Source organism: Micromonospora sp. BQ32, assembly GCF_059358895.1.
Genome location: NZ_JCADBI010000007.1, coordinates 13,405 through 38,878 on the forward strand (window position 1 = coordinate 13,405; position 25,474 = coordinate 38,878).

A 25,474-nucleotide genomic window follows, 5' to 3' on the forward strand; every position below is an offset into this window, starting at 1 on the left:
CGACGGAAGGTGGCGGCGTGGACCTGACGGACTCGCAGACGGTGGTGACCGTGGTAGCCGGGCTGGCCATTGTGGCCGGGTTGGCCGGCGTGGTGGTGCCCGGTCTGCCGGCGCTGCCACTGTGCTGGGGTGGCGTGCTGGTCTGGGCCGTCTTCGGCGGCGCCGGCCTGGGTGGCTGGGCGGTGTTCGCCGCCGCCACCCTGGTCGTCGCGGGCGGTGTCGTGATCAAGTACGCGTGGCCCGGCCGGAACCTGAAGCGCACCGGTGTGCCGACGTCCACGCTGCTCGCCGGTGGGGTGCTGGGCATCATCGGGTTCTTCGTGGTGCCGGTCGTCGGGTTGGTGCTCGGTTTCGTGGCCGGGGTGTGGGCGGCGGAGCGGCTGCGACTGGGCAGCAACCAGCTCGCCTGGCCGTCCACCGTGCAGGCACTGAAGGCCGCCGGCCTGTCGATGCTGGTGGAGTTCCTGGCCGGTCTGCTCGTCGCGGCCCTCTGGGTAGCCGGCCTCCTCCTCACCTGACCCACGCCCTTCCCGCGTTGATCAAGAGCTTTCGGTCAGGCACTGCCGGAAATCTGACGCAAACCTCTTGATCACGAGGGGAGTGTGGGGCGCGGGGCACTTTTCGGGTACGGCGGGGTGCCGTACGTGAGAGAGAGGCGTGCCCCGCGCCACCGTGGTCGGGCGGTCCGAGCGCCCGGGGTGGGCCCTTGTCGGGCCTGGTCACTGGTCCAGGATGCGGGCCGGGGCGGTCGGTCGGCAACGCAATTAGCCCGACGGCGGTGAGATTCCCACCGACTACGTATTGACCGCCTTGATCGGCCGGTACGACACTTTGCCCACTTGCACGCGGAACCACCTCAGGGAGGTGTGCAGTGGCCGCGACGCCCGTGCCGACCGCCGAGCAACCAATGGACGAGGACGCCCGACGGCTCGCTGAACTCGGCTACAAACAGGAGCTGCGCCGTAAGTGGAGTGGCTTCTCCAACTTCGCCATCTCCTTCTCGATCATCTCGATCCTGGCCGGCTGCTTCACCACCTTCGGTCAGGCGTGGAACAACGGCGGGCCGGTCGCCATCTCCTGGGGCTGGCCGCTGATCTCGCTGTTCATTCTGATCATCGGCTTCTGCATGGCGGAGCTGGTGTCGGCGTACCCGACCGCGGGTGGGATCTACTGGTGGGCGGCCACCATGGGCCGCCCGGTGCACGGCTGGTTCACCGGCTGGTTGAACCTGATCGGTCTGGTGGCGGTCACCGCCTCGGTCGACTACGGCTGCGCGACGTTCCTCAACCTCACCCTGTCGGCGCTCTTCGACGGCTGGGCCGGGACGCTGCGTCAGGCGTTCATCCTCTTCGTGATCATCCTGGTGCTGCACGGGCTGATCAACATCTTCGGGCACCGGATCATCGACGTACTCCAGAACGTCTCGGTCTGGTGGCACGTGGCCGGCGCGGCCGTCGTGGTGGCCATCCTGGTCTTCGTGCCCGACAACCACCAGAGCTTCCAGTTCGTGTTCACCGAGCGGTTCAACAACTCCGGCTTCGGTAACGGGGACATCGGCGGGCTGACGTTCTGGTTCTACGTGCTGCCGCTGGGCTTCCTGCTGACCCAGTACACGATCACCGGCTTCGACGCCTGCGCGCACGTCTCCGAGGAGACCCGGGGAGCCTCGCAGGCGGCGGCCCGCGGGCTCTGGCAGTCGATCTTCTATTCGGCGGTCGGCGGCTGGATCCTGCTGCTGGCGTTCCTCTTCGCGGCCACCGACGTCGAGGCGGTCAACGCCGCGGGCGGCTTCTCCGGCGCCATCTTCGAGTCCGCGCTGACCCCGGTCTTCTTCAAGATCGTTATCATCATCTCGACCATCGGGCAGTTCTTCTGCGGGATGAGTTGCGTGACCTCGATGAGCCGCATGGCGTACGCGTTCAGCCGGGACCGGGCGGTGCCGGGATGGCGGCTGTGGTCGAAGGTCGACCGCAACGGCACCCCGGTCAACGCGATCATCGGCGCCACCCTCGCCGGCCTGGTGCTGACCCTGCCGGCGCTCTACGAGAGCTCCGCCGGTATCCCGATCGCCTTCTACGCTGTCGTCTCCGTCGCGGTGCTCGGGCTCTACCTGTCGTTCCTCATCCCGATCGCGCTCCGACTGCGGATGGGCGACCGGTTCGTCCCCGGGCCGTGGACGCTCGGCCGCAAGTACAAGCTGCTCGGCTGGATCGCGGTCATCGAGATCGCGATCATCGCCGTCTACTTCGTGCTGCCGATCGTGCCCGCCGGGGTGCCCGGCAACGACGGGTTCACCTGGTCGGCGGTGAACTACGCGCCGCTCGCCGTCGGCGGAGTGCTGCTGGTGGTCGCCGTCTGGTGGTACGCCTCGGCCCGCACGTGGTTCACCGGCCCGGTTCGTACCGTCGAGGAACCGGCGGTGGCGGCCGACCCGGCGCGGGCCGACGACCCGGTCTGATCGGCATCCGGCGGGACGGGCGGCGCTGCCGTCCCGCCGGCCGACCGTCGGGTTTGCCGCACGTGCCGCCGGGGGCATTGACGGTGATCCGGTTTGCCAGTAGACCTTGGTGATGGAGGCCCGCGAATGAGGAAAGCTCCGCTCACGCTGGAACAGCTGCGGGTCGCCATCAACGATGGCGAGATCGACACGGTGGTGCTGGCCCTCGTCGACATGCAGGGCCGGTTGCAGGGCAAGCGGTTCCACGCGCCCTACTTCCTCGACCAGGTGGTGGCCAACGGCAGCGAGGGCTGCAACTACCTGCTCGCCGTGGACGTCGACATGAACACCGTCGACGGGTACGCGATGTCGAGCTGGGAACGCGGCTACGGCGACTTCGCGATGGTGCCGGACTTCGCCACCTTGCGCCGGGTGCCCTGGCAGCCCGGCTCCGCGTTGCTGCTGGCCGACCTGACCTGGCTGGACGGCTCGGGTGACGTGGTCGCCTCGCCCCGGCAGATCCTGCGCCGGCAGCTGGACCGGCTGGCCGAGCACGGGCTGACCGCGTACGCCGGCACCGAGCTGGAGTTCGTGCTGTTCCGCGACTCGTACGAGGACGCCTGGCAGCGCGGCTACCGCGACCTGACCCCGGCCAACCAGTACAACGTCGACTACTCGCTGCTCGGCACCGCCCGGGTGGAGCCGCTGCTGCGCCGGATCCGCACCGAGATGGCCGGCGCCGGGCTCACCCCGGAGAGCGCCAAGGGCGAGTGCAACCTCGGGCAACACGAGATCGCCTTCCGGTACGACGAGGCGGTGGCCTGCGCCGACCACCACGTGATCTACAAGAACGGTGCCAAGGAGATCGCCGCCCAGGAGGGGATGGCGATCACCTTCATGGCCAAGCCGAACGAGCGGGAGGGCAACTCCTGCCACATCCACTTCTCGCTTCGGGATTCATCCGGTGCGTCGGCGATGCTCGGCGACGGGCCGGCGCACCTGTCGCAGACCGGGCAGCGGGTGCTCGCCGGGCTGCTGGCCACCATGCGCGAGTTCAGCCTGCTCTTCGCCCCGAACATCAACTCCTACAAGCGCTACCAACCGGGATCGTTCGCCCCGACCGCGCTGCGCTGGGGTGTCGACAACCGCACCTGCGCGCTGCGGGTGGTCGGGCACGGTCAGGGCATGCGGGTGGAGAACCGGGTGCCCGGCGCCGACGTCAACCCGTACCTGGCGATCGCCGGGCTGGTCGCCGGGGCGCTGCACGGCATCGACGGTGAGCTGGAGTTGGGCGAGGAGTGCACCGGGAACGCGTACGACGACCCGGAGGCCGAGCGCGTCCCCGGCACCCTGCGCGACGCCCTGGCCCTCTGGGAGAACTCCACGGTGGCCCGGGACGCGTTCGGCCCCGAAGTGGTGGCCCACTACGCCAACCAGGCGAGAGTCGAGCTGGCCGCTTTCGACGCCGCGGTAACCGACTGGGAGCTGACCCGTGGCTTCGAACGCCTCTGACCACGTGAGGATGGGGGTGGCGGCGTGACGGTCCTGGTGGATCCTGCTAGCGGGGTGGGGTTCCGGGAGGTTGCGGCGGCCTCTGTGGACGAGGTTGACGCGGCCATCGCGCGGGCGGCTGCCGCATTCGAGACCTGGCGTCGGGTGGGGGCGGGGGATCGGGCGCGGTTGCTGCGGCGGTTCGCCGCCGTCGTCGACGCGCACCTGGACGAGTTGGCCCTGCTGGAGGTGCGCAACTCCGGACACACCATCGGCAACGCCCGGTGGGAGGCCGGCAACGTCCGCGACGTCCTCGACTACTACGCCGGCGCGCCGGAGCGGCTGACCGGGCGGCAGATCCCGGTGCCCGGCGGGTTGGACGTCACCTTCCACGAACCACTCGGTGTGGTCGGCGTGATCGTGCCCTGGAACTTCCCGATGCCGATCGCCGCCTGGGGGTTCGCCCCGGCGCTCGCCGCCGGCAACACCGTGGTGCTCAAGCCCGCCGAACTGACCCCGCTCACCGCGCTGCGCCTGGCCGAGCTGGCCCGCGAGGCGGGCCTGCCCGACGGTGTCTTCACCGTCGTCCCGGGAGAGGGCGCGGTGGTGGGGGAGCGGTTCGTCAGCCACCCGGCGGTCCGCAAGATCTGCTTCACCGGCTCCACCGAGATCGGCACCCGGATCATGGCCGGCTGCGCCGCCCAGGTGAAGCGACTCACCCTGGAGTTGGGCGGCAAGAGCGCGAACATCGTCTTCGCCGACGCCGACCTGGAACGCGCCGCCGCGACCGCGCCGAGCGCGGTCTTCGACAACGCCGGCCAGGACTGCTGCGCACGGTCGCGGATCCTGGTCCAACGTTCGGTGTACGACCGGTTCCTGGAGCTGCTCGAACCGGCGGTACGCGCGGTGCGCGTCGAGGACCCGTCCCGCGACACCGCCGAGATGGGCCCGCTGATCTCCGCCGCCCAACGGGACCGGGTCGCCGGTTACCTCGCCGGGGCGACGGTCGCCTTCACCGGCTCCTGCCCCGACGGCCCCGGGTTCTGGCTCGCGCCCACGGTGCTGCTGGCCGACTCGCCGGCCGACCGGCACTGGCGAGAGGAGATCTTCGGCCCGGTCGTCTCGGTGCTGCCGTTCGACGACGAGGCGGACGCGGTGCGGCTCGCCAACGACACCGAGTACGGCCTCTCCGGCTCCATCTGGACCCGGGACGTGGGTCGCGCCCTGCGCCTGGCCCGCGCCGTCGACTCGGGCAACCTCAGCGTCAACTCGCACTCCTCGGTGCGCTACTGGACCCCGTTCGGCGGGATGAAGCGGTCCGGGCTCGGCCGTGAGCTGGGCCCGGACGCGCTGCACTCCTTCACCGACGTCAAGAACGTGTTCATCTCGACAGAGGAGTGACGCCTGTGCAGGGTCGGTTGCAGGACCGGGTGGCCGTGGTCACCGGAGCGGGCAGCGGCATCGGGTTGGCCACCGTGCGGCGGTTCGCCGCCGAGGGGGCCCGGGTGGTCTGCGTGGACATCGACGCGGCGGCCGGCACGAAGGCCGCCGAGGAGTGCGGCGGCGAGTTCGTGGCCACCGACGTGGCCGACGAGTCGGCGGTACGCGACCTGTTCGACGGGGTGGCCGACCGGCACGGTCGGGTGGACATCGCGTTCAACAACGCCGGCATCTCGCCACCGGACGACGACTCCATCCTGGACACCGGCCTGGACGCGTGGGAGCGGGTGCTGCGGGTCAACACCACCAGCGTCTACCTGTGCTGCAAGTACGCCATCCCGCACATGCGTCGGCAGGGCAAGGGGTCGATCATCAACACGGCCTCGTTCGTGGCGTTGATGGGTGCCGCGACGTCGCAGATCGCGTACACCGCGAGCAAGGGCGGGGTGCTCGCGATGACCCGGGAGTTGGGTGTGCAGTTCGCCCGCGAGGGCATCCGGGTCAACGCGCTCTGCCCCGGCCCGGTGGCCACCCCGTTGCTGCTGGAGCTCTTCGCCGCCGACCCGGAGCGGGCCGCCCGTCGGCTGGTGCACGTGCCGATGGGTCGCTTCGGGCAGCCGGAGGAGATCGCCGCCGCGGTGGCGTTCCTGGCCAGCGACGACGCCTCGTTCATGACCGCCGCGCAGTTCGTGGTCGACGGTGGCATCACGGGCGCCTACGTCACTCCCCTATGAGCGCGAGGAGTGAGCCGGGTTTGCGAGCCCGGCAGTCGCGAATCGTGCCAGCCCTATGAGCGCGAGGAGTGAGCCGGGTTTGCGAGCCCCGCAGTCGCGAACGATGCCGGCGCCGAGGCGGCCGTTGATCGGGGTCAGCGCGTACGTCGAACCCGCCGACTGGGCCGTCTGGCGGGGGGTGCGGGCGGTGCTGGTGCCGGAGGCGTATTCGCGGGCGGTGACGGCCGCGGGTGGCCGGGCGGTGGTGCTGCCGCCGGACGACGTGGACGCGGACGTGGTGGCTGTCCTCGACGGGCTGCTGTTGGCCGGTGGCGCGGACGTCGGCCCGGGGCGGTACGGCGAGCCGCCCGACCCGCGGACCGAGGACCGGCCGGACCGGGACGCCGGCGAGCTGGCCCTGCTGGCCGCCGCGCTCGCCGCCGAGGTGCCGGTGCTGGGCGTGTGTCGGGGGATGCAGTTGCTCGCGGTCGCGTACGGCGGCACCCTGCACCAGCACCTGCCCGACGTGGTGGGTCACGAGGCGCACCGCCCGGCGCCCGGCGTGTATGGGGACCACCCGGTGCGGTTCGCTCCGGGGAGCCTGGCCGCCTCGGTGTCGGCGGGGGTCGACCAGGTCAACTCGTACCACCACCAGGCGGTCGCCGATCCGGGCCGGCTCGCGGTGACCGGTTGGGCGGGGGACGGCGTGGTCGAGGCGGTGGAGGACCCGGCCCTGCCGTTCGTGCTCGGGGTGCAGTGGCATCCGGAGAACGAGCCGGATCCTCGCCCGATCACGGCGCTGGTGCGGGCCGCTGGCCTGCGGGTGTGACTGAGATCGCCCTCTCCGGTCGGTGGCACCGGTGGGAGGATCAGGGGATGGGCAAGGTTTATCCGGAGATCGACGGTCGACTGCGTGACTTCATCGTGGCCCAGCCGCTCTTCTTCGTGGCGACCGCCCCGTCCGGTGTCGAGGGGCACGTCAATGTGTCGCCGAAGGGCATGCGGGGCACGTTCGTGATCCTTGGCCCGCACCGGGTGGCCTACCTCGACTATCACGGCAGCGGGGCGGAGACCATCGCCCATCTGCGGGACAACGGCCGGATCACGCTGATGTTCTGTGCCTTCGACGGCCCGCCGAAGATCGTCCGGTTGCACGGGCGGGGCAGCAGCGTCGCAGTGACCGAGGACGCCTTCGCCGATCGGCTCGCCGAGTTTCCCGCGCCGCCGGACGTGCACGCCGTCCGGGCCGTCATCACGGTCGAGGTGGAGCGGGTCAGTGACTCCTGCGGATATGCGGTGCCCCTGATGGACTTCCGGGCCGAACGCGATCTGTTACTCACCTCACACTCTCGCCGCAGCGCCGACGATCTGGTGGTCTACCGGGCCACCAAAAACGCGGCGAGCATCGACGGGCTGCCGGTCTTCTGACTCGTCAGGGCGTTCCGGGCACCGCCGTTCGACCTCGCCGTCCACCCGCACTGTCCGGAGGCCGACGGCTCAGGCGTACGTAACCAGCGTCCATCTGTCGTAATGCGTTACGTTGCTGGTCCGCTGGGGTACAAGTCGGAGCACGGCGGGTGAAGATCAACGGTCGAGGGGTACGGCCGGAGCGGGAGGCTGCATGAGCTCGGCCCAGGGGGGCGCGGACATGGGGCATGCCGCCCTGTCCGGCCGCGAGACCCCGCCGATGCTGGCGGCCGCGTTCGCGGCCGGCGGCGAGATGGGCGAGCGGCTGGCCTCCTTCGACTGGTCCTCCGGCCCGCTGGGTGAGCCCGGCCAGTGGCCGCCGGCGCTGACCAACGCGGTCGGGATGATGCTCGCCTCCAGCGCGCCGATCGTCATGTTCTGGGGCGACGAGCAGTTGGCCTTCTACAACGACGCCTACCGGCCGACCATCGGTGGCAAACACCCGGACGTCATCGGCCAACCGGCCCGCTCGTACTGGGCGGAGACCTGGGCGGTGCTCGGCCCGCTGCTCGACAGTGTCCGGAGCACCGGACGCTCCTACCGGGGCGAGGACCATCCCTTTCTGCTGGACCGTTACGGCTTTGTCGAGCAGACCTACTTCAACGTCTCGTACGACCCGATCCGCGGTGACGACGGCTCGGTCAGTGGCGTCTACTGCATCGTCAGCGAGACCACCGGACGGGTGCTCGGTGAGCGCCGGCTGCGCGCGCTCGCCGAACTCGGCGCCGAGCTGAGCGACATCGGCAGCGCCGCGGAGCTGGGCCGGACCGCCGCCGGGGTGCTCGGCCGGCACCGGGCGGACGTGCCGTTCGCCCTGATCTATCTGGCCGACGACAGCGGCCAGCTCACCCTGGCCGGTTGCACCGGCACCACCCCGCCCGCCGTCGATGTCACGTCGCGGCTGCTGGCCCGGTTGACCACCGATGACGCGCCCGCCACGGTCGAGGTGCCCGGTCTGCTCGACGCGTTGCCGGTCGACGCCGCCGACCAGGCCCTCGTGCTGCCGCTCACGGCGACCAACCAGACGGTCGGCGCGCTGGTCGTCGGCGTGGCCCGTCAGCTGCCGCTCAGCGATGACTACCGCAACTTCCTCGGCCTGGTCGCCGCCCAGATCTCCAGGGCGGTCGCCACCCAGCGGGCGTACGAGCAGGAAAGGGCCCGGGCCGCCGAGTTGGCCGCCCTGGACCGGGCGAAGACCAACTTCTTCGCCAACGTCAGCCACGAGTTCCGCACCCCACTGACCCTGGTGCTCGGCCCGCTGGAGGACATGCTGGCCGACCCGGAGCTGCCCGCCACCGAGACCGACCGGCTCACCATGATGCACCGCAACGCGCTGCGCCTGCTCAAGCTGGTCAACACCGTGCTGGACTTCTCCCGACTGGAGTCCGGGCGGCTCGCCGCCCGCTACCAGCCGACCGACCTCGCCGGTTACACCGCCCGGCTGGCCAGCACCTTCCGCTCGGCCACCGACCGGGCCGGATTGCGACTGGTGGTGGACTGTCCGCCGCTGCCGACGCCGGTCTTCGTCGACCGGGACATGTGGGAGAAGATCGTCCTCAACCTGGTGTCGAACGCGGTCAAGTTCACTTTCGACGGCGAGATCCGGGTGCGGATCAGGGCCATGGAAGGCGCGGCCCGGCTGGAGGTGACCGACACCGGCATCGGCATCGTGCCGGACGAGCTGCCGCACGTCTTCGAACGGTTCCACCGGGTGGCCGGGGCGCGGGCCCGCACCCACGAAGGCACCGGCATCGGCCTCGCGCTGGTCCGGGAGCTGGTCGAGATGCACGGCGGCCAGGTCGGGTTGACCAGCCAGGTCGACGGGGGCAGCACCTTCATGGTGACCATTCCGTTCGGCTCGGCGCACCTGCCGGCGGACCGGGTGGTGGCGTTCGACCCGCTGCCCGTGGGTGAGCCTGAGCAGGCCCGGCTCTTCGTGGCGGAGACCGCGCTGTGGGCCGGTGTCGCGCCGACACCCGAGTTCGACCGTCAGCCGGCGAAGGGCACCTCGGCTGGTCGGATCCTGGTCGTCGACGACAACGCCGACCTGCAGGAGCACGTCAGCCGGCTGCTCTCCCCGACCTGGGACGTGGTCACCGCGAACGACGGGCTCGATGCCCTGCCGCTGGCCCGCGAGGGCGGGTTCGACCTGGTGCTCACCGACGTGATGATGCCCCGGCTGGACGGGTTCGGGCTGGTGAGCGCGCTGCGCTCGGACCCGCGTACCCGGCATGTGCCGATCGTGCTGCTCTCTGCCCGCGCCGGCTCCGCCGAGGCCGTCGCCGGTCTCGCCGTCGGCGCCGACGACTATCTCACCAAGCCGTTCTCCGCGCAGGAGCTGATCGCCCGGGTGCGGGCCAATGTGGAGCTGGGTCAGCTGCGCGGGCAGATCATCCGCCGGCTCCGGGCGCTGGCCGACGCGGCGGTGGCGGTGAACACCGCCCGGTCCACCGCCGACGTGCTCCAGGTCGCCGCCCGGCACGCGTTGAGCCTCGCCGAGGCGGCTCGGGTGGTGGTCACCGCGGCCGAGGCGCGCTTCGAGGCGGACGGCGGTGGCACCACCGCCGCCGACCCGTCGTTCGTGGCCGAGCTGACCGGCACCACCGGGAAGCAGCTCGGTGAGCTGCAGGTCTGGCGGGCGGATGGCGACGAGGCGCAGGCCGACGACGCCGCGCTGACCCAGCTGGCCCGGCTCGTCGGGGTGCGACTGGAGAACGCCCAGCTCTACGAAGCCGAACACCGCATCGCCACCACCCTCCAGCACAGCCTGCTGCCCCGGTCGCTGCCCCAACTGCCCGGCGCGGTGGTGGCCAGCCGCTACCTGCCCGGCAGTGCCGACGTCGAGGTCGGCGGCGACTGGTACGACGCGATCGCGCTGAACGGCGACGAACTGGTGCTGGTCATCGGCGACGTGGTCGGCAAGGGCGTCCGGGCCGCCGCGGCGATGGGGCAACTGCGCAACGCGCTGCGGGCGTACGTGCTGGAGGGCTTCGATCCGGGTGAGTCGCTGACCCGGCTCAACCGGCTGGTCGGCTCCACCGAGGGCCGGTCCTTCGCGACCGTGGTCTGCCTGCTGTTCAACCCCCGCACCCGTCGGCTACGGTACGCGAGCGCAGGTCACCCGTCCCCACTGTTGATCACCGGAGGCGATGTGGCGTTCCTGCACGACCGGGCGCTCGGTCCACCGGTCGGCGCCCTCCCCGGCGCGACGTACGAGTCGGTCGAGGGTGAGTTGGCGGCCGGCACTCGACTGCTGTTCTACACCGACGGGCTGGTCGAGGACCGCCAGCTCGGCGTCGATGCCTCGCTGGCCCAGCTCCGCATCGACGCGGCCACCCCGAGTGAGCACGTGGTGGACCTGATCGACGCGGTGGTCGATCGGGTCACCGGACGGCCGCGCCGCGACGACGTGGCGGTCCTCGCCCTGGAGGCGGCGGAGCTCAACCGCTTCGCGCTGCGGCTACCGGCGGACCCGACCCGGCTCAGCGTGCTGCGAAAGCGGCTGGAGGACTTCCTCGTCGCGCACTCCGTCGGCGAGACCGACCTGTTCGACCTGACCGTCGCCGTCTCCGAGGCCGCCGCCAACGCCATCGAGCACCCGGTCCACCCCGCCGAGGCCATGATCAGCGTGGAGGTGGCCATCGAGGGTCGGACGGTGACGGCCACTGTGCGCGACAGTGGGCAGTGGCGGGAGTCGACCGGCTCCGGCTTCCGGGGCCGCGGGCTGGCCCTGATCAAAGCGCTGGGCGAGCTGTCGGTACGGCGTACCGATGAGGGCACCGAGGTGACGCTGCGCCGGCAGTTGCAGGACTGACCGCGCGCCCGGCGACGGCCTGGCCTCCGCCCGGCTCGACCGGGAACCATGACGCCGGCCCTAGGCCGGGTCGAGCCAGCCCTGCTCGCCGAGGCCGGCGATCTCCAGCACCCGGCGGACCTGCCGGGACGGACGCACGGTGAGCCGGCCCGGAACCTGCTGGGCGAGCCGGACCAGGGCGTGGATGGCGGCCGAGTCGAAGAAGGTGACCGCACTCAGGTCGAGGGTGATCTTCCCGGCGGGCTCGCGCAGCGCCGTCTGGAGCATCGTGTCCGCGGTCGCCATGTCGACCTCGCCGGCCACCACCACGTGGAGGTGGTCACCGTCGATCTCCGCGCTGGCGGAGAAGATGGGCGGTGCTCCCCCTTGATCCACGCAGACACCATGGCACAGCCGCCCTGGCAGGGCAACAACCTCCACCGGGCGGCCGTGGCGCGGGTCACCAACGGTCCCGGCGATAGGCTTGCGGGCATGACCGTCCGTCCGCCGCTGACACCAGGCACGCTCTCCCCGATGCGACCGGTGCCGTCCCAGATCGCCCGACCGGAGTACGTGGGCAAGCAGCGCCCGCAGGAGTGGCGTGGCTCGCACGTGCAGACGCCGGAGATCATCGAGAAGATGCGGATCGCCAGCCGGCTCGCCGCCCAGGCGACCCAGCTCGCCGGCGAGCACTGCAAGCCCGGCGTGACCACCGACGAGATCGACAAGGTGGTGCACGAGTTCCTCTGCGACCACGGCGCGTACCCGTCGACGCTGGGCTACAAGGGCTTCCCGAAGTCCTGCTGCACCAGCCTCAACGAGGTCATCTGCCACGGCATCCCGGACTCCACGGTCCTCCAGGACGGCGACATCATCAACGTCGACGTGACCGCGTACATCGGTGGGGTGCACGGTGACACCGACGCCACCTTCTGCGTCGGCGAGGTCAGCGAAGAGGCCCGACTGCTGGTCGAGCGGACCCACGAGGCGATGATGCGGGGCATCCGCGCGGTCGCCCCGGGTCGCCAGATCAACGTGGTGGGCCGCGTCATCGAGTCGTACGCCAAGCGGTTCGGCTACGGCGTGGTCCGCGACTTCACCGGCCACGGCATCGGCGAGGCATTCCACAGCGGTCTCTACGTGCCGCACTACGACAGCCCGCGCCCCACGGACATCATGGAGCCGGGCATGACGTTCACCATCGAGCCGATGATCACCCTCGGCACCTACCAGTACGACATGTGGGACGACGGGTGGACCGTGGTCACCAAGGACCGGAAGTGGACGGCGCAGTTCGAGCACACCATCGTGGTGACCGACGACGGCCACGAGATCCTGACCCTGCCGTGACCGACACCCCGGCGGCGCTGCGCGAGGCGCACCACGCGGACGTCTCCGGCGGCTGGCTACGCCCGGCCGTCTTCGGCGCGATGGACGGCCTGGTCACCAACATCGCCCTGATCGCAGGCGTCGGCGGCGGCGGGGTGTCGCCGCGCAGCATCGTGCTCACCGGCAGCGCCGGCCTGGTCGCCGGTGCCATCTCGATGGGGCTCGGCGAGTACACCAGCGTGCGCTCCGCCAACGAGCAGGTCGCCGCCGAGGTGGCCAAGGAACGACGGGAACTGGAACGGCACCCCGAGGCGGAGGCCCGCGAGTTGGCCGACGCGTGGGTGGCCCGGGGCCTGCCCCGGGACCTCGCCACCCAGGTCGCCGAGGCGGTGCGGCGCGACCCGGAGGAGGCCCTGCGGGTGCACGTCCGCGAGGAACTGGGCGTCGACCCCGACGACCAGCCCAGCCCGTGGACCGCCGCGATCTCGTCGTTCCTGTTCTTCTCGGTCGGCGCGCTGGTCCCGCTGCTGCCGTACCTGCTCGGCGCCACCGAACTGTGGCTGGCGCTCGCCGTCGGCGGGCTCGGGCTGTTCGCCGCCGGTGCCGTGGTGGCCCGCTTCACCAGGCGTCCCTGGTGGACCAGCGGGCTGCGCCAGCTGCTGCTGGGTGCCGCGGCGGCCGGCGCCACCTACCTGATCGGCTCGCTGATCGGCGTACCGGGCGGGCTGTGACGCGCCTCAGGTGCTGAGCAGCTCGTCGACCGTGCCGTCGACCGCACGACCACGGGCCGCCAACTCCTCGGCCTGCCGGGCCAGCACCACACCCACCTCGGTCATGTCGGCCCCGGCCAACCCGGTGCGCCGCACCGCGTCCCCCGGGTCACGGAAGTAGGTGCGGCTCAGCAGACCCGTCACCGTGGCCGCCGCCAGCCGGGCCTCACCGAGCATCAGCAGAGCCTGATCGGTCTCGTACCACTCGGCGAGCCGGGCAGCCCGGGAGTGCGCCGCGCTGCCCCGGTACCACGCCTGCCGGGCCGCGGTGCTGAACTCCGCCGGCCGGGCCCGAGCCAGCCGGCCGAGATGCTCGTCGCGCAACGTCCGCAACCAGCCCGTCGGATCGTGCAACGCCTGCGTGGTGACGTACCGGTCGGCGGTCAGCGGCCAGAGCGGGGAGAGCACCCGGGCCTGCGCCAGGTAGTCCTCGGCGGCGGCCACGGTCAGATCGACCAGCACCCCGTCCACCCGCCGGGTCGCCGGCGGCGGCCCGGTCCCGGGCCGATAGGTGACCACCAGCATTCCCGCCTCGCGGTCCCCACCGCCGTCGTCGTCACCGTGCGCCAGGGGCCCGTGCACCGCGATCGCGAGCACATCGGCCGGGAACCGCCGCCGGAGCGCCTCGGCGACCCGCTCCGCGACCGTCCACCGTCGATCGTCGAGACCCCGGTCGACACCGGCCCGCTCGCTCACCGGGCCATCGCTGTTCGCGGCTGCGGGGCTCGCAACCCCGGCTCACTCCTCGCGCTCACGGGACCGCCTTTGTTCGCGGCTGCGGGGCTCGCAACCCCGGCTCACTCCTCGCGCTCACGGGACTGCCTTTGTTTGCGGCTGCGGGGCTCGCAACCCCGGCTCACTCCTCGCGCTCACGGAACCACCTCGCCTTGGCTACCGAGCGTCAGCCTAGCCAGCCGACGGCGGAGCGTCGGGCGCGCCGCGCCCGGTCGGGGCCAGCCGGAAGATGTGGATCTCCCGGCCGCCGGCCCGCTGCACGTACGTGCGGTACGCGGGCCACTCGGTGACCAGCAACTGCCACAACCGCTCCCGTTCGGCGCCGGTCGCCCGCTCGGCCCGCACCGCGACCCGCCGGCCCTTCACGTCCACCTCGGCGGTGGGATCGGCCAGCAGGTTCATCGCCCAACCGGGGTGGTGGGTCTGCCCCCAGTTCGAGCCGATCACCACGTACGCGTCACCGTCGGGGACGTAGACCAGGGGATTGCTGCGGGGCTTGCCGGAGCGGCGGCCGGTCGTGGTGATCACCAGGGACGGGATCAGACCGAGCGCGACCACCCGGCCCCGGGTGAGGCGACCGACCACCCGGTCGGCGGGGACCAACAGACGTGCGGCCGCGCCGAACCAACGATGATGACCGAGCCGACGGGTGACTCTTCCCAGCACTGACACGCCGATCAGTCTGCCGGCTGCCCGACCCCGGCGGCACCCCCGCCCGGTTCCCTTTCGGCCCACCCGGTGGATCAGTCAGTCCAGCCGCCGTTCGATCGGCAGCCGGGCCCGGGTGAACAGGCCCGCCCCGAGCATCGCCACCACCGGCACCAGCACCAGAACCCCGAGCGCGGGCCACGGCACCAGAAAGGGGTACGGCTCGGACACCGGCCAGTCGCTGGCGTACTGCCGGTTCACCGAGACCAGCACGATCGCGGCGGTGCCGAGGCCGGCCACGATGCCGAGCACCGAACCGAGACCGGCGATGACGCCGGCCTGGCAGATCGCCAGCAGCCGGCGTACCGCTGGGGCCGCGCCGACGGCCGCGAGGGTGGTCAACTCGGCGCGCCCCTCGGCGGCGGCGAGCGCGGTGGCGACCCCGGCCGCCCCCACCGTGATCAGCCCGGCCGCCGCCGCGAGCAGCAGAAGCAGCGGTGAGACGTCGCTCGGCGCGCCGCCGGTCTCCACGCTCAGCGAGAGCGTCCCGAAGGGCCGCAGGGCGGCGGCGAACCGTGCCTGTCGCTCCTCGTCGGGCAAGGTCGTGGTGCCGATCACCCAGCCGGTCGGGGACCAGCTCAGGTCGAGCTGTCGGGCCGCGGTCGCGGACAGCAGCAGACGGGACTGGCCGGTCGCCCGGGGCAGCGCGTACCCCGGAAGGTCCTGGACGGTGGTCTCCCGGTCCGGGCCGGCCTCCACCTTGCTGACCCGGACAGTCACCAGGCCGTCGTGCAGGTAGCGCGGATCGGTCACCACCACGCCACCGGCGCGCAGCACGGCCGTGGCGGCGGCGGTCGTCGCCGGGTCCACGCCGGTGAGCAGGGGGAGTGCGGTCCCGTCGTCGACTCCGGCCTCCACGTAGCCGCCCAGGTAGTCAATCTCGCGGATCCGGCAGCGGGGATCGGCGCGGGCCTGCTGGCGCTGCGCCGCGGGGAGTTGAACGCCGGGCTGCCAGGGGCAGGCCCGGGTCGGTGGGAGCACTGGTGCGACGTCGCAGTAGCCGGTGCGTCCCGTCCCGCAGCTCGGTGTCTGCACCGGGGCGACGGCGCCGGCCCCGAGTTGATTCCGGGCGGCGTCGGTGATCTGAGCCAGCGTGGGATGCCCCGCCGATCCGATCGGGTTGACCATTACGTGGCCGGTCGGCAGCGCCGGCCGGTACGCGCGCGCGTCGCGGGCGCCGTCGCTGGCCAGGTATCCGCCGAGGGCGACACTGCTGGCGACGGCGGCCATCACGGCGCAGATGGCCGGTGCCGCTGCGGCCCGGTTGCGGCTGGCATCGCGCAACGCGATCCGTGGTGCCAGCGGCAACACCCGGCCAAGGCGAGCCAGCGCCCCGAGCAGCGTGGGTGTGCAGCAGACCAGGCCCAACTCGCCGAGGATCAGCCCGGTGAGGATCACCGCCGGGGAGGTCCGGGTGGCACCGAACGCCGCCAGCCCCGCCCCGCCGGCCACCAGCGTCAGCCCGAGAGCCAACCACCGACCCTGGGACTGCGCCGGGGTGCGACGCCCCGCGAGCCCGGCGCTCACGTCCTGGCGGGCGGCGGTCCAGGCCGGTGCCAGCGCGGCGAGCACCCCGGCCAGCACCGCGACGCCAGCGAGTAGGACCAGCGCGCTCGGCCAGCAGCGGTAGCCGCCGAAGCGGGCGCTGAACACGTACTGCTCCATCAGCGGGCGACCGGCGAACGCCGCGCCGACACCGACCAGCAGGCCGGCGGCGGCCCCCAGCACCCCCAGCACCACACCGTCGGCCAGCACGACCCGGCGAAGCTGTGCGGCGTCCCCGCCCGCCACCGCGACCAGCGCCAGATCCCGGCGGCGGCGACGGACGCCGACGGCGAAGGCCGGCCCGACCAGCAGGACGACCTCCAGCAGCCCGAGGCCGGCGATCAGGACGCCGGTGCTCAGGTCGTCCGGCCTGCTCCCGATGATCGACCCGAACCACGTCTGGTCCGCTCCGGTCGCCGAGCCGATCCGGTGTCGCGCGGTGACCACCACCCCACGGTCGTTGAGCCGGGACACCAGCGCCGCATCGACGGTGCCCGGCACGTCCGCCAGCCAGACACCGTCCGGCTCCGGACCGGTCGACGGCACGGCCCCCGGGTGCAGCGCCACGACCGGTCCGAGGTTGTCGGGAAACTCGACAACCCCCACCACGGTGTACGCCCTGCTTCCGTCGGCCGCGGCGACGGCGTGGCCGAGGCGCAGGTCGAGGCGGCGCAGCGCCACCGGACTGACCGCGACCTCACCGGGCTGCTGCGGCGCCCGGCCGGCCCGGAACCGCACCAGCCCGCGGGCCAGCGGATCGGTGAGATCCAGCACCCGACCGTTCACGACCTCGTCGCGGTGCGGGCCGCGCAGTGTCAGCGGAACGTCGGGACGCACCTCGGTGACCCGGCTGCCCGGCCCGAGCAGTGCGGTCACCTGGGCCGCGGTGACCGGTGCGGGGAGCGCGCCGTCCTGCGTGTACCAGCCCTCACCCCACCCGTCCTGTTTCACCGGTCCGCTGGAGATCCACTGCAACTCGGCGTCGGCCACGCCGAGCCGGCGTTCGACGCGCTCCTGTGGGGTCAGCTCGGCCATGTCGTAGCTCGCCGCCAGAAAGGCCAGCGCCGCGACCGGCATGGCGATCATCGCGAGCACCAGGGCGGTCCGCCGCCGGGACCGGCGTGACTCCCGCCGGGCGATTCGCAGCGCCGCCCGCCAGGACCCGGTCAGCTCGGCGAACCGCCGTCGACCGACCGGGGCCGGCGGCGCGACCGGTCGCGTCGTCGCGGCGTCGGCCCGACCGGGGGCCCGCGTCGGACGACGGATGATCACCGGTCGCTGCCGGACAGCAACTGCTCGACACTGCCCAGCGGCGCCGTGGTGTCGACCAGGACGCCGTCGCGGAGGAACACCACCCGGTCGGCCCAGCCGGCGTGCCGCGCCTCGTGGGTGACCAGCACTCCGGCGGCGCCCGCGTCGATCCGGCGGCGCAGCAGGTGCAGCACCGCCTCACCGGTCTGGGAGTCCAACGCCCCGGTGGGCTCGTCGGCGAGCACCAGCCGGCGTTCGCCCACCAGCGCGCGGGCGATCGCCACCCGCTGCTGCTGCCCGCCGGAGAGCTGGTCCGGGAAGCGGTCACCCAACGCCGGCAGGCCCACCTCGGTGAGCGCGGCCATGGCCAGCGCGCGGGCCCGCCGTCCGCTGGTCCCGTCGAGCTCCAACGGCAGCGCCACGTTCTCCAGTGCGCTCAGACTGCCCAGCAGGTTGAGCTGCTGGAAGATGTAACCGATCCGGCGGCGGCGCAGCTGGGCCAGCCCGCGGCGGTCCAGTGCCCCCAGCGGTTGCCCCTCGACCCGGACCTCGCCGCCGGTCGGGCGGTCCAACCCACCGGCGAGAGCCAGCAGGGTCGATTTACCGGAGCCGGACGGCCCCATCACGGCGACCAACTCGCCAGGCCGGACGACCAGGCTGACGCCGCGCAGCGCGTGCACCGCCGCCGGCCCGGCGCCGTGGGTGCGGTGGACGGCGCGTAGCTCCAGCACCGCGTCGTCCGACCCGCTCACCGTCGTGCCTCCTCGCCGGTCCATCGAGCCGCGTCCCGCGCGTCGGCGTCCCCGGGTCGGGGAGGGGGAGGCGCCGGGCCGCTGGGCTGGTGCCGGACCAGACTGGTCTCGCAGTGGTCGAGCCAGCGCACCTCGGCTTCGGCCTGGAACACCATCGAGTCCAGCACGAGCCGCCAGGGGAGGTCCTCCGGCCGGTTGCTGCCGTACTTCAACCGGGTCAACTCCTGCAGGGCCCGCATCGTCGCGCTGCGTTGGGCCTGCACCACCGACCTGACGTCGACGCCGGGGGTGGTCAGCGCCAGCGCCAGCTTGATCGCCAGCTCGTCGCGGGGTCGGTCGGTACGGCTGATCGGGGTGGCGAACCACAGCGCCAGGTCCGCCCGGCCGGCGTCGGTGATCTCGTACGGGCGCTGCCCGGCCTCGCTCTCCGGCAGCGGGCGCACCAGACCGTCCCGTTCCAGCCGGGACAGCGTGGTGTAGACCTGCCCGATGTTCAGCGGCCAGGTCGAGCCGGTCGACTCCTCGAACGCGGCGCGCAGCTGGTAGCCGTACATCTGGCCGCGTTCGAGCAGGGCGAGCAACCCGTGACGGATGGACATGGCAACGGAGTATGCATACCTGGTATGCGCACCGCAACCGGAGTGGACCGGTTCAGGTCGGTCGACCGGGAAACGGGACAGTCAGCGGGGTCAGCCCGGCGGTCTTGCGCCACCGGGTGGCCCGTACGGCGTACTCAACCAGGGCGGCCAGCGCCTGGTCCCGGTCGGCACCGGTGGTGGACGCCAGGGCGGCCCGCCAGTGCGCTGCCGTGCGCTCCTCCACCTCGGCGGCGAGCCGCAGGGCGCTCGCCCGGTCGGTGACCGGGAACGGCAGGGCGTACCCGGCGCGGTCCGGCGGGACGACGCCCCCGGCCGTGGTGAGCTGCACCACCAGCGCGTCGCGGCGGCGTCGATGCGCGGCCTCCGCCTGACGTGCCGCGTCCCGCGCCCCTCCGCTGAGCCGGACCCCGATCCGCCCGTAGGCGTAGATGGCCGCGTACTCGGCGGACAGGGCGGCGGCGAGCGCCTCCCCGGCGGACGGCTGCCTCACTTCAGTGCCTCCTGGTGGGTGGCCCGGGCGGCGACGAGCGACCCGAGCAGCGCCGCCCGCTCCGCGGGCGCCGCGGCGCAGGCGGCGGTGGCGGACTGCTGGGCGGTCTTCTCCAGCGCCCGCAGGGCGGCGCGCGCCCCGTTCGGATCGGCTGCCGGGGCGGTGGTCGGGGCGGCGGAGGCGGCCGACGGCAGGGTCACGCCGATCACCCGGGCCAGCTCGGTGGCGTGCGTGGTGTGCGCCTCGGCGATCGGGTTGAGCCGGTCGGCGAGTGAGGGATGCGCGGTCGCGCTCGCCCGGTACGCGGCGGCCAGTGCGAGTGACTCGTCCACCATTGGCCGCAGCGGGTCGGGCGGTGGGGCTGGTTGGTCGTCGCGGTCGAAAAGATCACAGCCGGTCAGCGGTGTCACGGCACCGCCGAGCACCAGCAGCGCCCCGGCACTCAGGAGCTTTCGCCGGGAATGTCCGGACGCTTGGTCGCGCTGTGTCGTTCTGTCGATCCCCACCGGCCAAGTCAACACCATGCTCGCCGGTCCGGGGGGCACCGGCGTCGGTGCGCCGCCCGGTCCGCCGCCGGGCAGGCGCGTTACGCTCTGCGCAACCACCGGCGTGTCCACTCCGGTGGCGTGCCGGCATGGCGGGACGACCGGTCCCCGTCGACCAGGGAGAGGGTGCGGAGATGACGCAGCGTGGCCGTGCCACCAGGCCGACGGGTCGACCCCGCGATGCCGCGGGTCCCCGCGGCGGTGACCTCGCCGCGCGGCGGACCCGACTGCGGGCCGTGATCGAGCCGGTGGTCAACGACGCCGGCTACGACCTGGAGGACCTGTCAGTTTCCCGGGCCGGCCGCCGGCACGTGGTGCGGGTGATGGTGGACACCGACGGCGGGATTGACCTGGACGCCGTCGCGGACGTCTCCCGCGCGGTCTCGGCCGCGCTGGACGCCGCGGAGGAGACCGGTGGCGACATCGTCGCCGGCGAGTACCAGCTCGAGGTCAGCTCGCCCGGCGTCGACCGGCCGCTCACCCTGCCCCGCCACTGGCGGCGCAACGTGGGCCGACTGGTCAAGGTCACCGTCCGGGGCGCGGCCGCGCTGCCCGGCCAGCGTGGCGAGCAGCCCGCCGGTGACCGTCAGCTGACCGGCCGGGTGGTCGCGGCCGACGACGAGGGCGTGCACCTGGAGACCGACGACGGCCGTGCCGCCTGGGCGTACGCCCAGCTGGGCCCCGGCCGCGTGCAGGTCGAGTTCACCCGGCTCGCCGAGCTGGGTGAGCCGGACGACGAGTTCGACGACGCGGACGATTCCGACGACATCGACGATTCAGACGACATCGACGACGAAGATGATGTGGAGGACGAGGAGAGGTGAACATCGACCTCGCGGCGCTGCGCGCACTCGAGCGCGAGCGGGAGATCCCGTTCGACACGATTCTCGCGGCGATCGAGACCGCGTTGCTGACCGCCTACCGGCACACCGACGGCGCCGAACCGCACGCCCGGGTGGAGATCGACCGCAAGTCGGGCGCCGCCCTGGTGTACGCGCAGGAGATGGATGCCGACGGCAGCCTGGTGCGGGAGTGGGACGACACCCCGCACGACTTCGGCCGGATCGCCGCGATGACCGCCAAGCAGGTGATCCTCCAGCGGTTGCGGGAGGCCACCGACGAGGTGCACTTCGGCGAGTACGTGGGCCGCGAGGGTGACCTGGTCACCGGCGTGGTGCAGGCGCACGAGACGCGTACCGAGAAGGGCATCGTCAGCGTCGACCTGGGCAAGCTGGAGGGCGTGCTGCCGCAGTCCGAGCAGGTGCCCGGCGAGCGGTACGCGCACGGTGAGCGGGTCCGCTGTGTCGTGGTGCACGTGGCCAAGGGCATGCGCGGGCCGCAGATCACCCTGTCCCGGTCGCACCCGGCTCTGGTCAAGAAGCTGTTCGCGCTGGAGGTGCCGGAGATCGCCGACGGCACCGTGGAGATCGGCGCGATCGCCCGTGAGGCGGGCCATCGCACGAAGATCGCCGTCCGCTCCACCACCCCCGGGGTGAACGCCAAGGGCGCCTGCATCGGCCCGATGGGTCAGCGGGTCCGCGCCGTGATGAGCGAGCTGCACGGTGAGAAGATCGACATCATCGACTGGTCGGACGACCCGGCAACCTTCGTCGGCAACGCGTTGTCGCCGGCCAAGGCGCTGCGGGTCGAGGTGGTCGACCTGGCCGGTCGGGCCGCCCGGGTGACGGTTCCCGACTTCCAGCTCTCGCTCGCGATCGGTCGGGAGGGGCAGAATGCCCGACTCGCGGCCCGATTGACCGGTTGGCGGATCGACATTCGGTCCGACGCGGAGCAGACCGCACCGGCAGCGCGCGGGGTAACTGATCACGTGCGGGAGCCGGGCGGCGCGATCTCGGGCAGCTAGGGGTAGACTTCCTCCAGTGGTACGACGCGCGCAGCCGGAGCGCACCTGTGTGGGTTGCCGGCAACGTGCGCCGGCCAGCGAATTGCTGCGGATCGTGGCGGTCAGGGACGAGGCTGGTCACAGCCTCCGGCCTGATCCGCTCCGCAGGCTGCCGGGTCGGGGAGCGAACATGCACCCGGATCCGGCCTGCTTCGCGCTGGCGGTGCGGCGCCGCGCCTTTGGGCGTGCGCTGCGCAGCACCGAGGTCCTTGACCACGGTGTGCTGGCGGAGCACGTCGATGCGCCAACCACTACGTCCGGTCAGCCCGACCGGGCGAGGGTCGCTAGCAGGGTAGGACGACCGACATGAGCACACGATGAAGTCCCTGAAATGACCAGGCTTCAAGTGCACGAGTGAGGTCGCTGCGGGTGCTGCCCGCACGACCTCGGAGTGAGGAGTGCAGTGGCAGGCAAGGCCCGCGTACACGAGCTTGCAAAAGAGCTCGGGGTCGAGAGTAAGACCGTTCTCGCCAAGCTGAAGGAAATGGGCGAGTTCGTGAAGTCCGCGTCCAGCACCGTCGAGGCGCCCGTCGCCCGGCGGCTGCGTAACGCATTCGTCGCGTCCGCCGGAGCCCCGGCTCCGGCCGCCCCGTCGGCGCCCGCGTCGACGCCGGCTTCAAACCCGACCCCGACGCCATCCCCGGCCCCGGGCGCGCCCCGGGTCTCGGCCAAGCCGATGCCGCCTCGGCGGCCGGCCGCGCCGGCACCCGGTCCGAAGCCCAAGGGTCCGGTTCCCGGTGCGCCGCAGACGGCGACCCCGGTCGCCAAGCCGGCGAGTGCCCACGACATCGAGGTGGCGGCCGCGGAGGCGCGTGCCGCCGCGCTGAAGGCTGAGCAGGAGGCCGCGGTCAAGGCCGCGCAGGCCGCCCGCCAGCAGCAGCGGGACAACCCCGTTCGCCGGGAGCCTCCGGCAGACGGCGGCAACCGCCCCGGCCCTCGGCCGGGTCCCGCGGCGATGCCGCCCCGTCCCGGTTCGCCGGCAGCTCGTCCGAGCACGCCGGCTCCCGGTCCGGGCGCCCGTCCGGGCGGTCGTCCGCCGGCGCGCGGTGCCGGTAACAACCCGTTCGGCATCCAGGGTGGCCAGCAGCAGCGGCCCCCGGCCGCCGGTGCGGGTGGCCCTCGGCCCAACAGCCCGGCGGGCATGCCGCCGCGGCCGAGCCCGAACTCCATGCCGCCGCGGCCCAGCCCGGCGTCCATGCCGAGCCAGCGGCCGGCTGCCGGTCGCCCCGGTCCCGGTGGCGCTGGTCGCCCCGGTGGCGGTGGCGCTGGTCGTCCCGGTGGCGGTGGCGGTGGCTTCCGTGGCGGTCCCGGCGGTGGCGCCGGTGGCGGTGGCGGTTACCGAGGCGGCCCTGGTGGCGGCGCGGGTGCCGGCGGTGGCGGTGGCTACCGTGGCGGTCCCGGCGGCGGTGCGGGTGCTCCCGGTGGCGGTTTCCGTCCGGGTGGTCCGGCCGGTGGCGGCGGTCGTCCGGGTGCGGGCGGTCGTGGCCGTGGCGGCGGCGCCGCGGGTGCCTTCGGGCGTCCGGGTGGTCGGCCGACGCGCGGTCGCAAGTCCAAGAAGCAGCGCAGACAGGAGTTCGACAACCTGTCGGCTCCGACCATGAGCTCGGGTGCTCCCCGGGGTCAGGGTCAGATCGTCAGGCTCTCCCGTGGCGCCTCGCTGTCCGACTTCGCGGACAAGATCAACGCCAACCCGGGTTCGCTGGTCCAGGAGATGTTCAACCTGGGCGAGATGGTGACCGCGACCCAGTCCTGTTCTGACGACACCCTGCACCTGCTGGGTGAGCACCTGGGCTTCGACATCCAGATCGTCAGCCCGGAGGACGAGGACCGCGAGCTGCTCGCGCAGTTCAACATCGACCTCGACGCGGAGGTGGCCGAGGAGCGTCTGGTCAGCCGTGCGCCGGTGGTGACCGTCATGGGTCACGTCGACCACGGTAAGACCAAGCTGCTCGACGCCATCCGTAAGGCGAACGTCGTGGCCGGTGAGGCGGGTGGCATCACCCAGCACATCGGTGCCTACCAGGTCCACGTCCCGCACGAGGGCGAGGACCGGGCGGTCACCTTCATCGACACCCCGGGTCACGAGGCGTTCACCGCCATGCGTGCTCGTGGTGCCCAGGTCACGGACATCGTGATCCTGGTCGTCGCGGCCGACGACGGTGTGATGCCGCAGACGATCGAGGCGTTGAACCACGCCAAGGCGGCCGACGTGCCGATCGTGGTCGCGGTCAACAAGGTCGACAAGCCGGACGCCAACCCGGACAAGGTTCGCCAGCAGCTGACCGAGTACGGCCTGGTCGCCGAGGAGTACGGCGGCGAGACCATGTTCGTCAACGTGGCAGCCAAGCCGGGCGTCGGCATCGAGGAGCTGCTCGAGGCCGTCCTGCTGACCGCCGACGCGTCGCTGGAGCTGACCGCTCCGATCGACGGGCCGGCGCAGGGTGTGGCCATCGAGGCACACCTGGACAAGGGTCGCGGTGCGGTGGCGACGGTGCTGGTGCAGAAGGGCACCCTGCGGGCGGGCGACTCGATCGTCGCCGGTGGGGCGCACGGCCGGGTCCGGGCCATGCTCGACGAGAACGGCAACCAGCTCACCGAGGCTGGGCCGGCGCGTCCGGTCATGGTGCTGGGTCTGACCGCGCCGCCCGGTGCGGGAGACACGTTCCTGGCCGCGGCGGACGACCGCACGGTGCGGCAGATCGCCGAGCAGCGGCAGGCACGGCGGCGGGCGGCGTCCTTCGCCAACTCCCGTGGTCGGGCCACCCTCGAGACGCTCATGGAGCAGCTCAAGGAGGGCGAGAAGACCTCGCTCAACCTCATCCTCAAGGGCGATGTCTCCGGTTCGGTGGAGGCTCTCGAGGACGCGCTGTTCAACCTCGACATCCCCGAGGAGGTCCAGCTCAAGGTCCTCGACCGGGGCGTCGGCGCGATCACCGAGAGCAACGTCATGCTCGCGAGCGCCTCGTCCGAGCCGGTCACGATCATCGGCTTCAACGTGCGGGCCTCGAACAAGGTCCGTGAGATGGCCGACCGCGAGGGCGTGGAGATCCGGTACTACACCGTCATCTACCAGGCCATCGAGGAGATCGAGGCAGCGCTGAAGGGCCTGCTCAAGCCGGAGTACGAGGAGGCCGAGCTGGGCAGCGCGGAGATCCGCGATGTCTTCCGCTCGTCCAAGATCGGCAACATCTCCGGTTGCATCGTCCGGTCGGGTGTCATCCGACGCAACGCGAAGGCTCGCCTGCTTCGGGACGGGGCGGTCGTGGCGGACAACCTCACGATCACCTCGCTCAAGCGGTTCAAGGACGACGCCACCGAGGTCCGCGAGGGCTTCGAGTGTGGTCTGACCCTGGGTGGTTACAACAACGTCCAGGTCGGCGACGTCATCGAGACCTTCGAGATGCGGGAGAAGGTTCGCGCCTGATCCGGCAGTGACACGCTGATCAAGGGGTTTACGCCACTCGGCGTAAACCCCTTGATCATGCGGGGCGGGTTGGCGGTATCGT

At 72.2% G+C, this 25,474-nt stretch carries 22 protein-coding genes; 14 read left to right on the forward strand and 8 right to left on the reverse strand.

Features of this window, described 5'->3' with window-relative positions:
• Window positions 1–17 precede the first annotated feature (17 nt).
• From AC5L30_RS15475 to AC5L30_RS15510, 8 genes are all read left to right on the forward strand, one after another.
• A complete protein-coding gene (locus tag AC5L30_RS15475) occupies window positions 18–518 on the forward strand; it encodes a DUF456 domain-containing protein (RefSeq protein WP_494867983.1) in 501 nt (166 codons plus the stop codon).
• A 353-nt stretch (window positions 519–871) separates the two neighbouring features.
• Entirely contained in the window at window positions 872–2,458 is a 1,587-nt protein-coding gene (locus tag AC5L30_RS15480; RefSeq protein WP_494867985.1) for an amino acid permease, read from the forward strand.
• Window positions 2,459–2,584: 126 nt separating this feature from the next.
• Entirely contained in the window at window positions 2,585–3,949 is a 1,365-nt protein-coding gene (locus AC5L30_RS15485; RefSeq protein ID WP_494867986.1) for a glutamine synthetase family protein, read from the forward strand.
• Between the two features lie 33 nt (window positions 3,950–3,982).
• Window positions 3,983–5,329: an aldehyde dehydrogenase family protein gene (locus AC5L30_RS15490; RefSeq protein ID WP_494868279.1), complete on the forward strand. Its 1,347-nt coding sequence runs from the start codon at window positions 3,983–3,985 to the stop codon at window positions 5,327–5,329.
• 5 nt (window positions 5,330–5,334) lie between these two features.
• On the forward strand, window positions 5,335–6,102 hold the full coding sequence (locus AC5L30_RS15495) for a 3-oxoacyl-ACP reductase (RefSeq protein WP_030489498.1): 768 nt from the start codon (window positions 5,335–5,337) through the stop codon (window positions 6,100–6,102).
• A gap of 103 nt (window positions 6,103–6,205) precedes the next feature.
• Window positions 6,206–6,910 (forward strand): gamma-glutamyl-gamma-aminobutyrate hydrolase family protein, encoded by a 705-nt coding sequence (locus tag AC5L30_RS15500; RefSeq protein ID WP_494867988.1) that lies wholly within the window; start codon window positions 6,206–6,208, stop codon window positions 6,908–6,910.
• A gap of 47 nt (window positions 6,911–6,957) precedes the next feature.
• Entirely contained in the window at window positions 6,958–7,509 is a 552-nt protein-coding gene (locus AC5L30_RS15505; protein WP_238659325.1) for a pyridoxamine 5'-phosphate oxidase family protein, read from the forward strand.
• Between the two features lie 193 nt (window positions 7,510–7,702).
• The gene (locus tag AC5L30_RS15510; protein ID WP_494867989.1) at window positions 7,703–11,362 is read left to right on the forward strand and encodes a SpoIIE family protein phosphatase; all 3,660 of its coding nucleotides are present in this window, start codon (window positions 7,703–7,705) and stop codon (window positions 11,360–11,362) included.
• 60 nt (window positions 11,363–11,422) lie between these two features.
• On the opposite strand, the gene AC5L30_RS15515 is transcribed toward AC5L30_RS15510, so the two are convergent.
• Window positions 11,423–11,737, reverse strand: coding sequence for an STAS domain-containing protein (locus AC5L30_RS15515; protein ID WP_494867990.1), 315 nt, complete (start codon window positions 11,735–11,737; stop codon window positions 11,423–11,425).
• 96 nt (window positions 11,738–11,833) lie between these two features.
• Between AC5L30_RS15515 and map the strand changes: the two genes are divergently transcribed.
• Window positions 11,834–12,691, forward strand: a complete 858-nt coding sequence (map, locus tag AC5L30_RS15520) for a type I methionyl aminopeptidase (protein WP_494867991.1) — start codon at window positions 11,834–11,836, stop codon at window positions 12,689–12,691.
• Window positions 12,688–13,401 carry a VIT1/CCC1 transporter family protein gene (locus tag AC5L30_RS15525; RefSeq protein WP_494867992.1) on the forward strand — a complete coding sequence of 238 codons (714 nt, stop codon included), beginning with the start codon at window positions 12,688–12,690 and terminating at the stop codon, window positions 13,399–13,401. The genes map and AC5L30_RS15525 overlap by 4 nt, the downstream gene beginning before the upstream one ends.
• A gap of 6 nt (window positions 13,402–13,407) precedes the next feature.
• Here AC5L30_RS15525 and AC5L30_RS15530 read toward each other — a convergent pair whose 3' ends face one another.
• From AC5L30_RS15530 to AC5L30_RS15560, 7 genes are all read right to left on the reverse strand, one after another.
• A complete protein-coding gene (locus AC5L30_RS15530; protein ID WP_494867993.1) occupies window positions 13,408–14,136 on the reverse strand; it encodes a nucleotidyltransferase domain-containing protein in 729 nt (242 codons plus the stop codon).
• A 210-nt stretch (window positions 14,137–14,346) separates the two neighbouring features.
• Window positions 14,347–14,847 (reverse strand): nitroreductase/quinone reductase family protein, encoded by a 501-nt coding sequence (locus tag AC5L30_RS15535; RefSeq protein WP_494867994.1) that lies wholly within the window; start codon window positions 14,845–14,847, stop codon window positions 14,347–14,349.
• Between the two features lie 75 nt (window positions 14,848–14,922).
• Entirely contained in the window at window positions 14,923–17,700 is a 2,778-nt protein-coding gene (locus AC5L30_RS15540) for an FtsX-like permease family protein (protein ID WP_494867996.1), read from the reverse strand.
• Window positions 17,697–18,431: an ABC transporter ATP-binding protein gene (locus AC5L30_RS15545; RefSeq protein ID WP_225855205.1), complete on the reverse strand. Its 735-nt coding sequence runs from the start codon at window positions 18,429–18,431 to the stop codon at window positions 17,697–17,699. Before AC5L30_RS15545 ends, AC5L30_RS15540 begins: the two co-directional genes overlap by 4 nt.
• Window positions 18,428–19,030, reverse strand: a complete 603-nt coding sequence (locus AC5L30_RS15550; protein ID WP_494867997.1) for a PadR family transcriptional regulator — start codon at window positions 19,028–19,030, stop codon at window positions 18,428–18,430. Before AC5L30_RS15550 ends, AC5L30_RS15545 begins: the two co-directional genes overlap by 4 nt.
• A gap of 52 nt (window positions 19,031–19,082) precedes the next feature.
• The gene (locus tag AC5L30_RS15555; protein WP_494867998.1) at window positions 19,083–19,520 is read right to left on the reverse strand and encodes a ferritin-like domain-containing protein; all 438 of its coding nucleotides are present in this window, start codon (window positions 19,518–19,520) and stop codon (window positions 19,083–19,085) included.
• Entirely contained in the window at window positions 19,517–20,044 is a 528-nt protein-coding gene (locus AC5L30_RS15560) for a hypothetical protein (RefSeq protein ID WP_494868000.1), read from the reverse strand. The genes AC5L30_RS15555 and AC5L30_RS15560 overlap by 4 nt, the downstream gene beginning before the upstream one ends.
• Window positions 20,045–20,199: 155 nt before the next feature.
• On the opposite strand from AC5L30_RS15560, the gene rimP reads away from it, so the two are divergent.
• The 4 genes from rimP to infB all read left to right on the forward strand — a co-directional run bounded on the left by rimP (window position 20,200) and on the right by infB (window position 25,392).
• A complete protein-coding gene (gene rimP / locus AC5L30_RS15565) occupies window positions 20,200–20,889 on the forward strand; it encodes a ribosome maturation factor RimP (RefSeq protein ID WP_358088831.1) in 690 nt (229 codons plus the stop codon).
• Window positions 20,886–21,929 (forward strand): transcription termination factor NusA, encoded by a 1,044-nt coding sequence (gene nusA, locus AC5L30_RS15570; RefSeq protein WP_355430982.1) that lies wholly within the window; start codon window positions 20,886–20,888, stop codon window positions 21,927–21,929. Before rimP ends, nusA begins: the two co-directional genes overlap by 4 nt.
• A 16-nt stretch (window positions 21,930–21,945) precedes the next feature.
• Window positions 21,946–22,278 (forward strand): YlxR family protein, encoded by a 333-nt coding sequence (locus AC5L30_RS15575; protein ID WP_081884157.1) that lies wholly within the window; start codon window positions 21,946–21,948, stop codon window positions 22,276–22,278.
• Window positions 22,279–22,371: 93 nt separating this feature from the next.
• Window positions 22,372–25,392 (forward strand): translation initiation factor IF-2, encoded by a 3,021-nt coding sequence (gene infB / locus AC5L30_RS15580; RefSeq protein ID WP_494868002.1) that lies wholly within the window; start codon window positions 22,372–22,374, stop codon window positions 25,390–25,392.
• The last annotated feature ends 82 nt before the right edge of the window (window positions 25,393–25,474 follow it).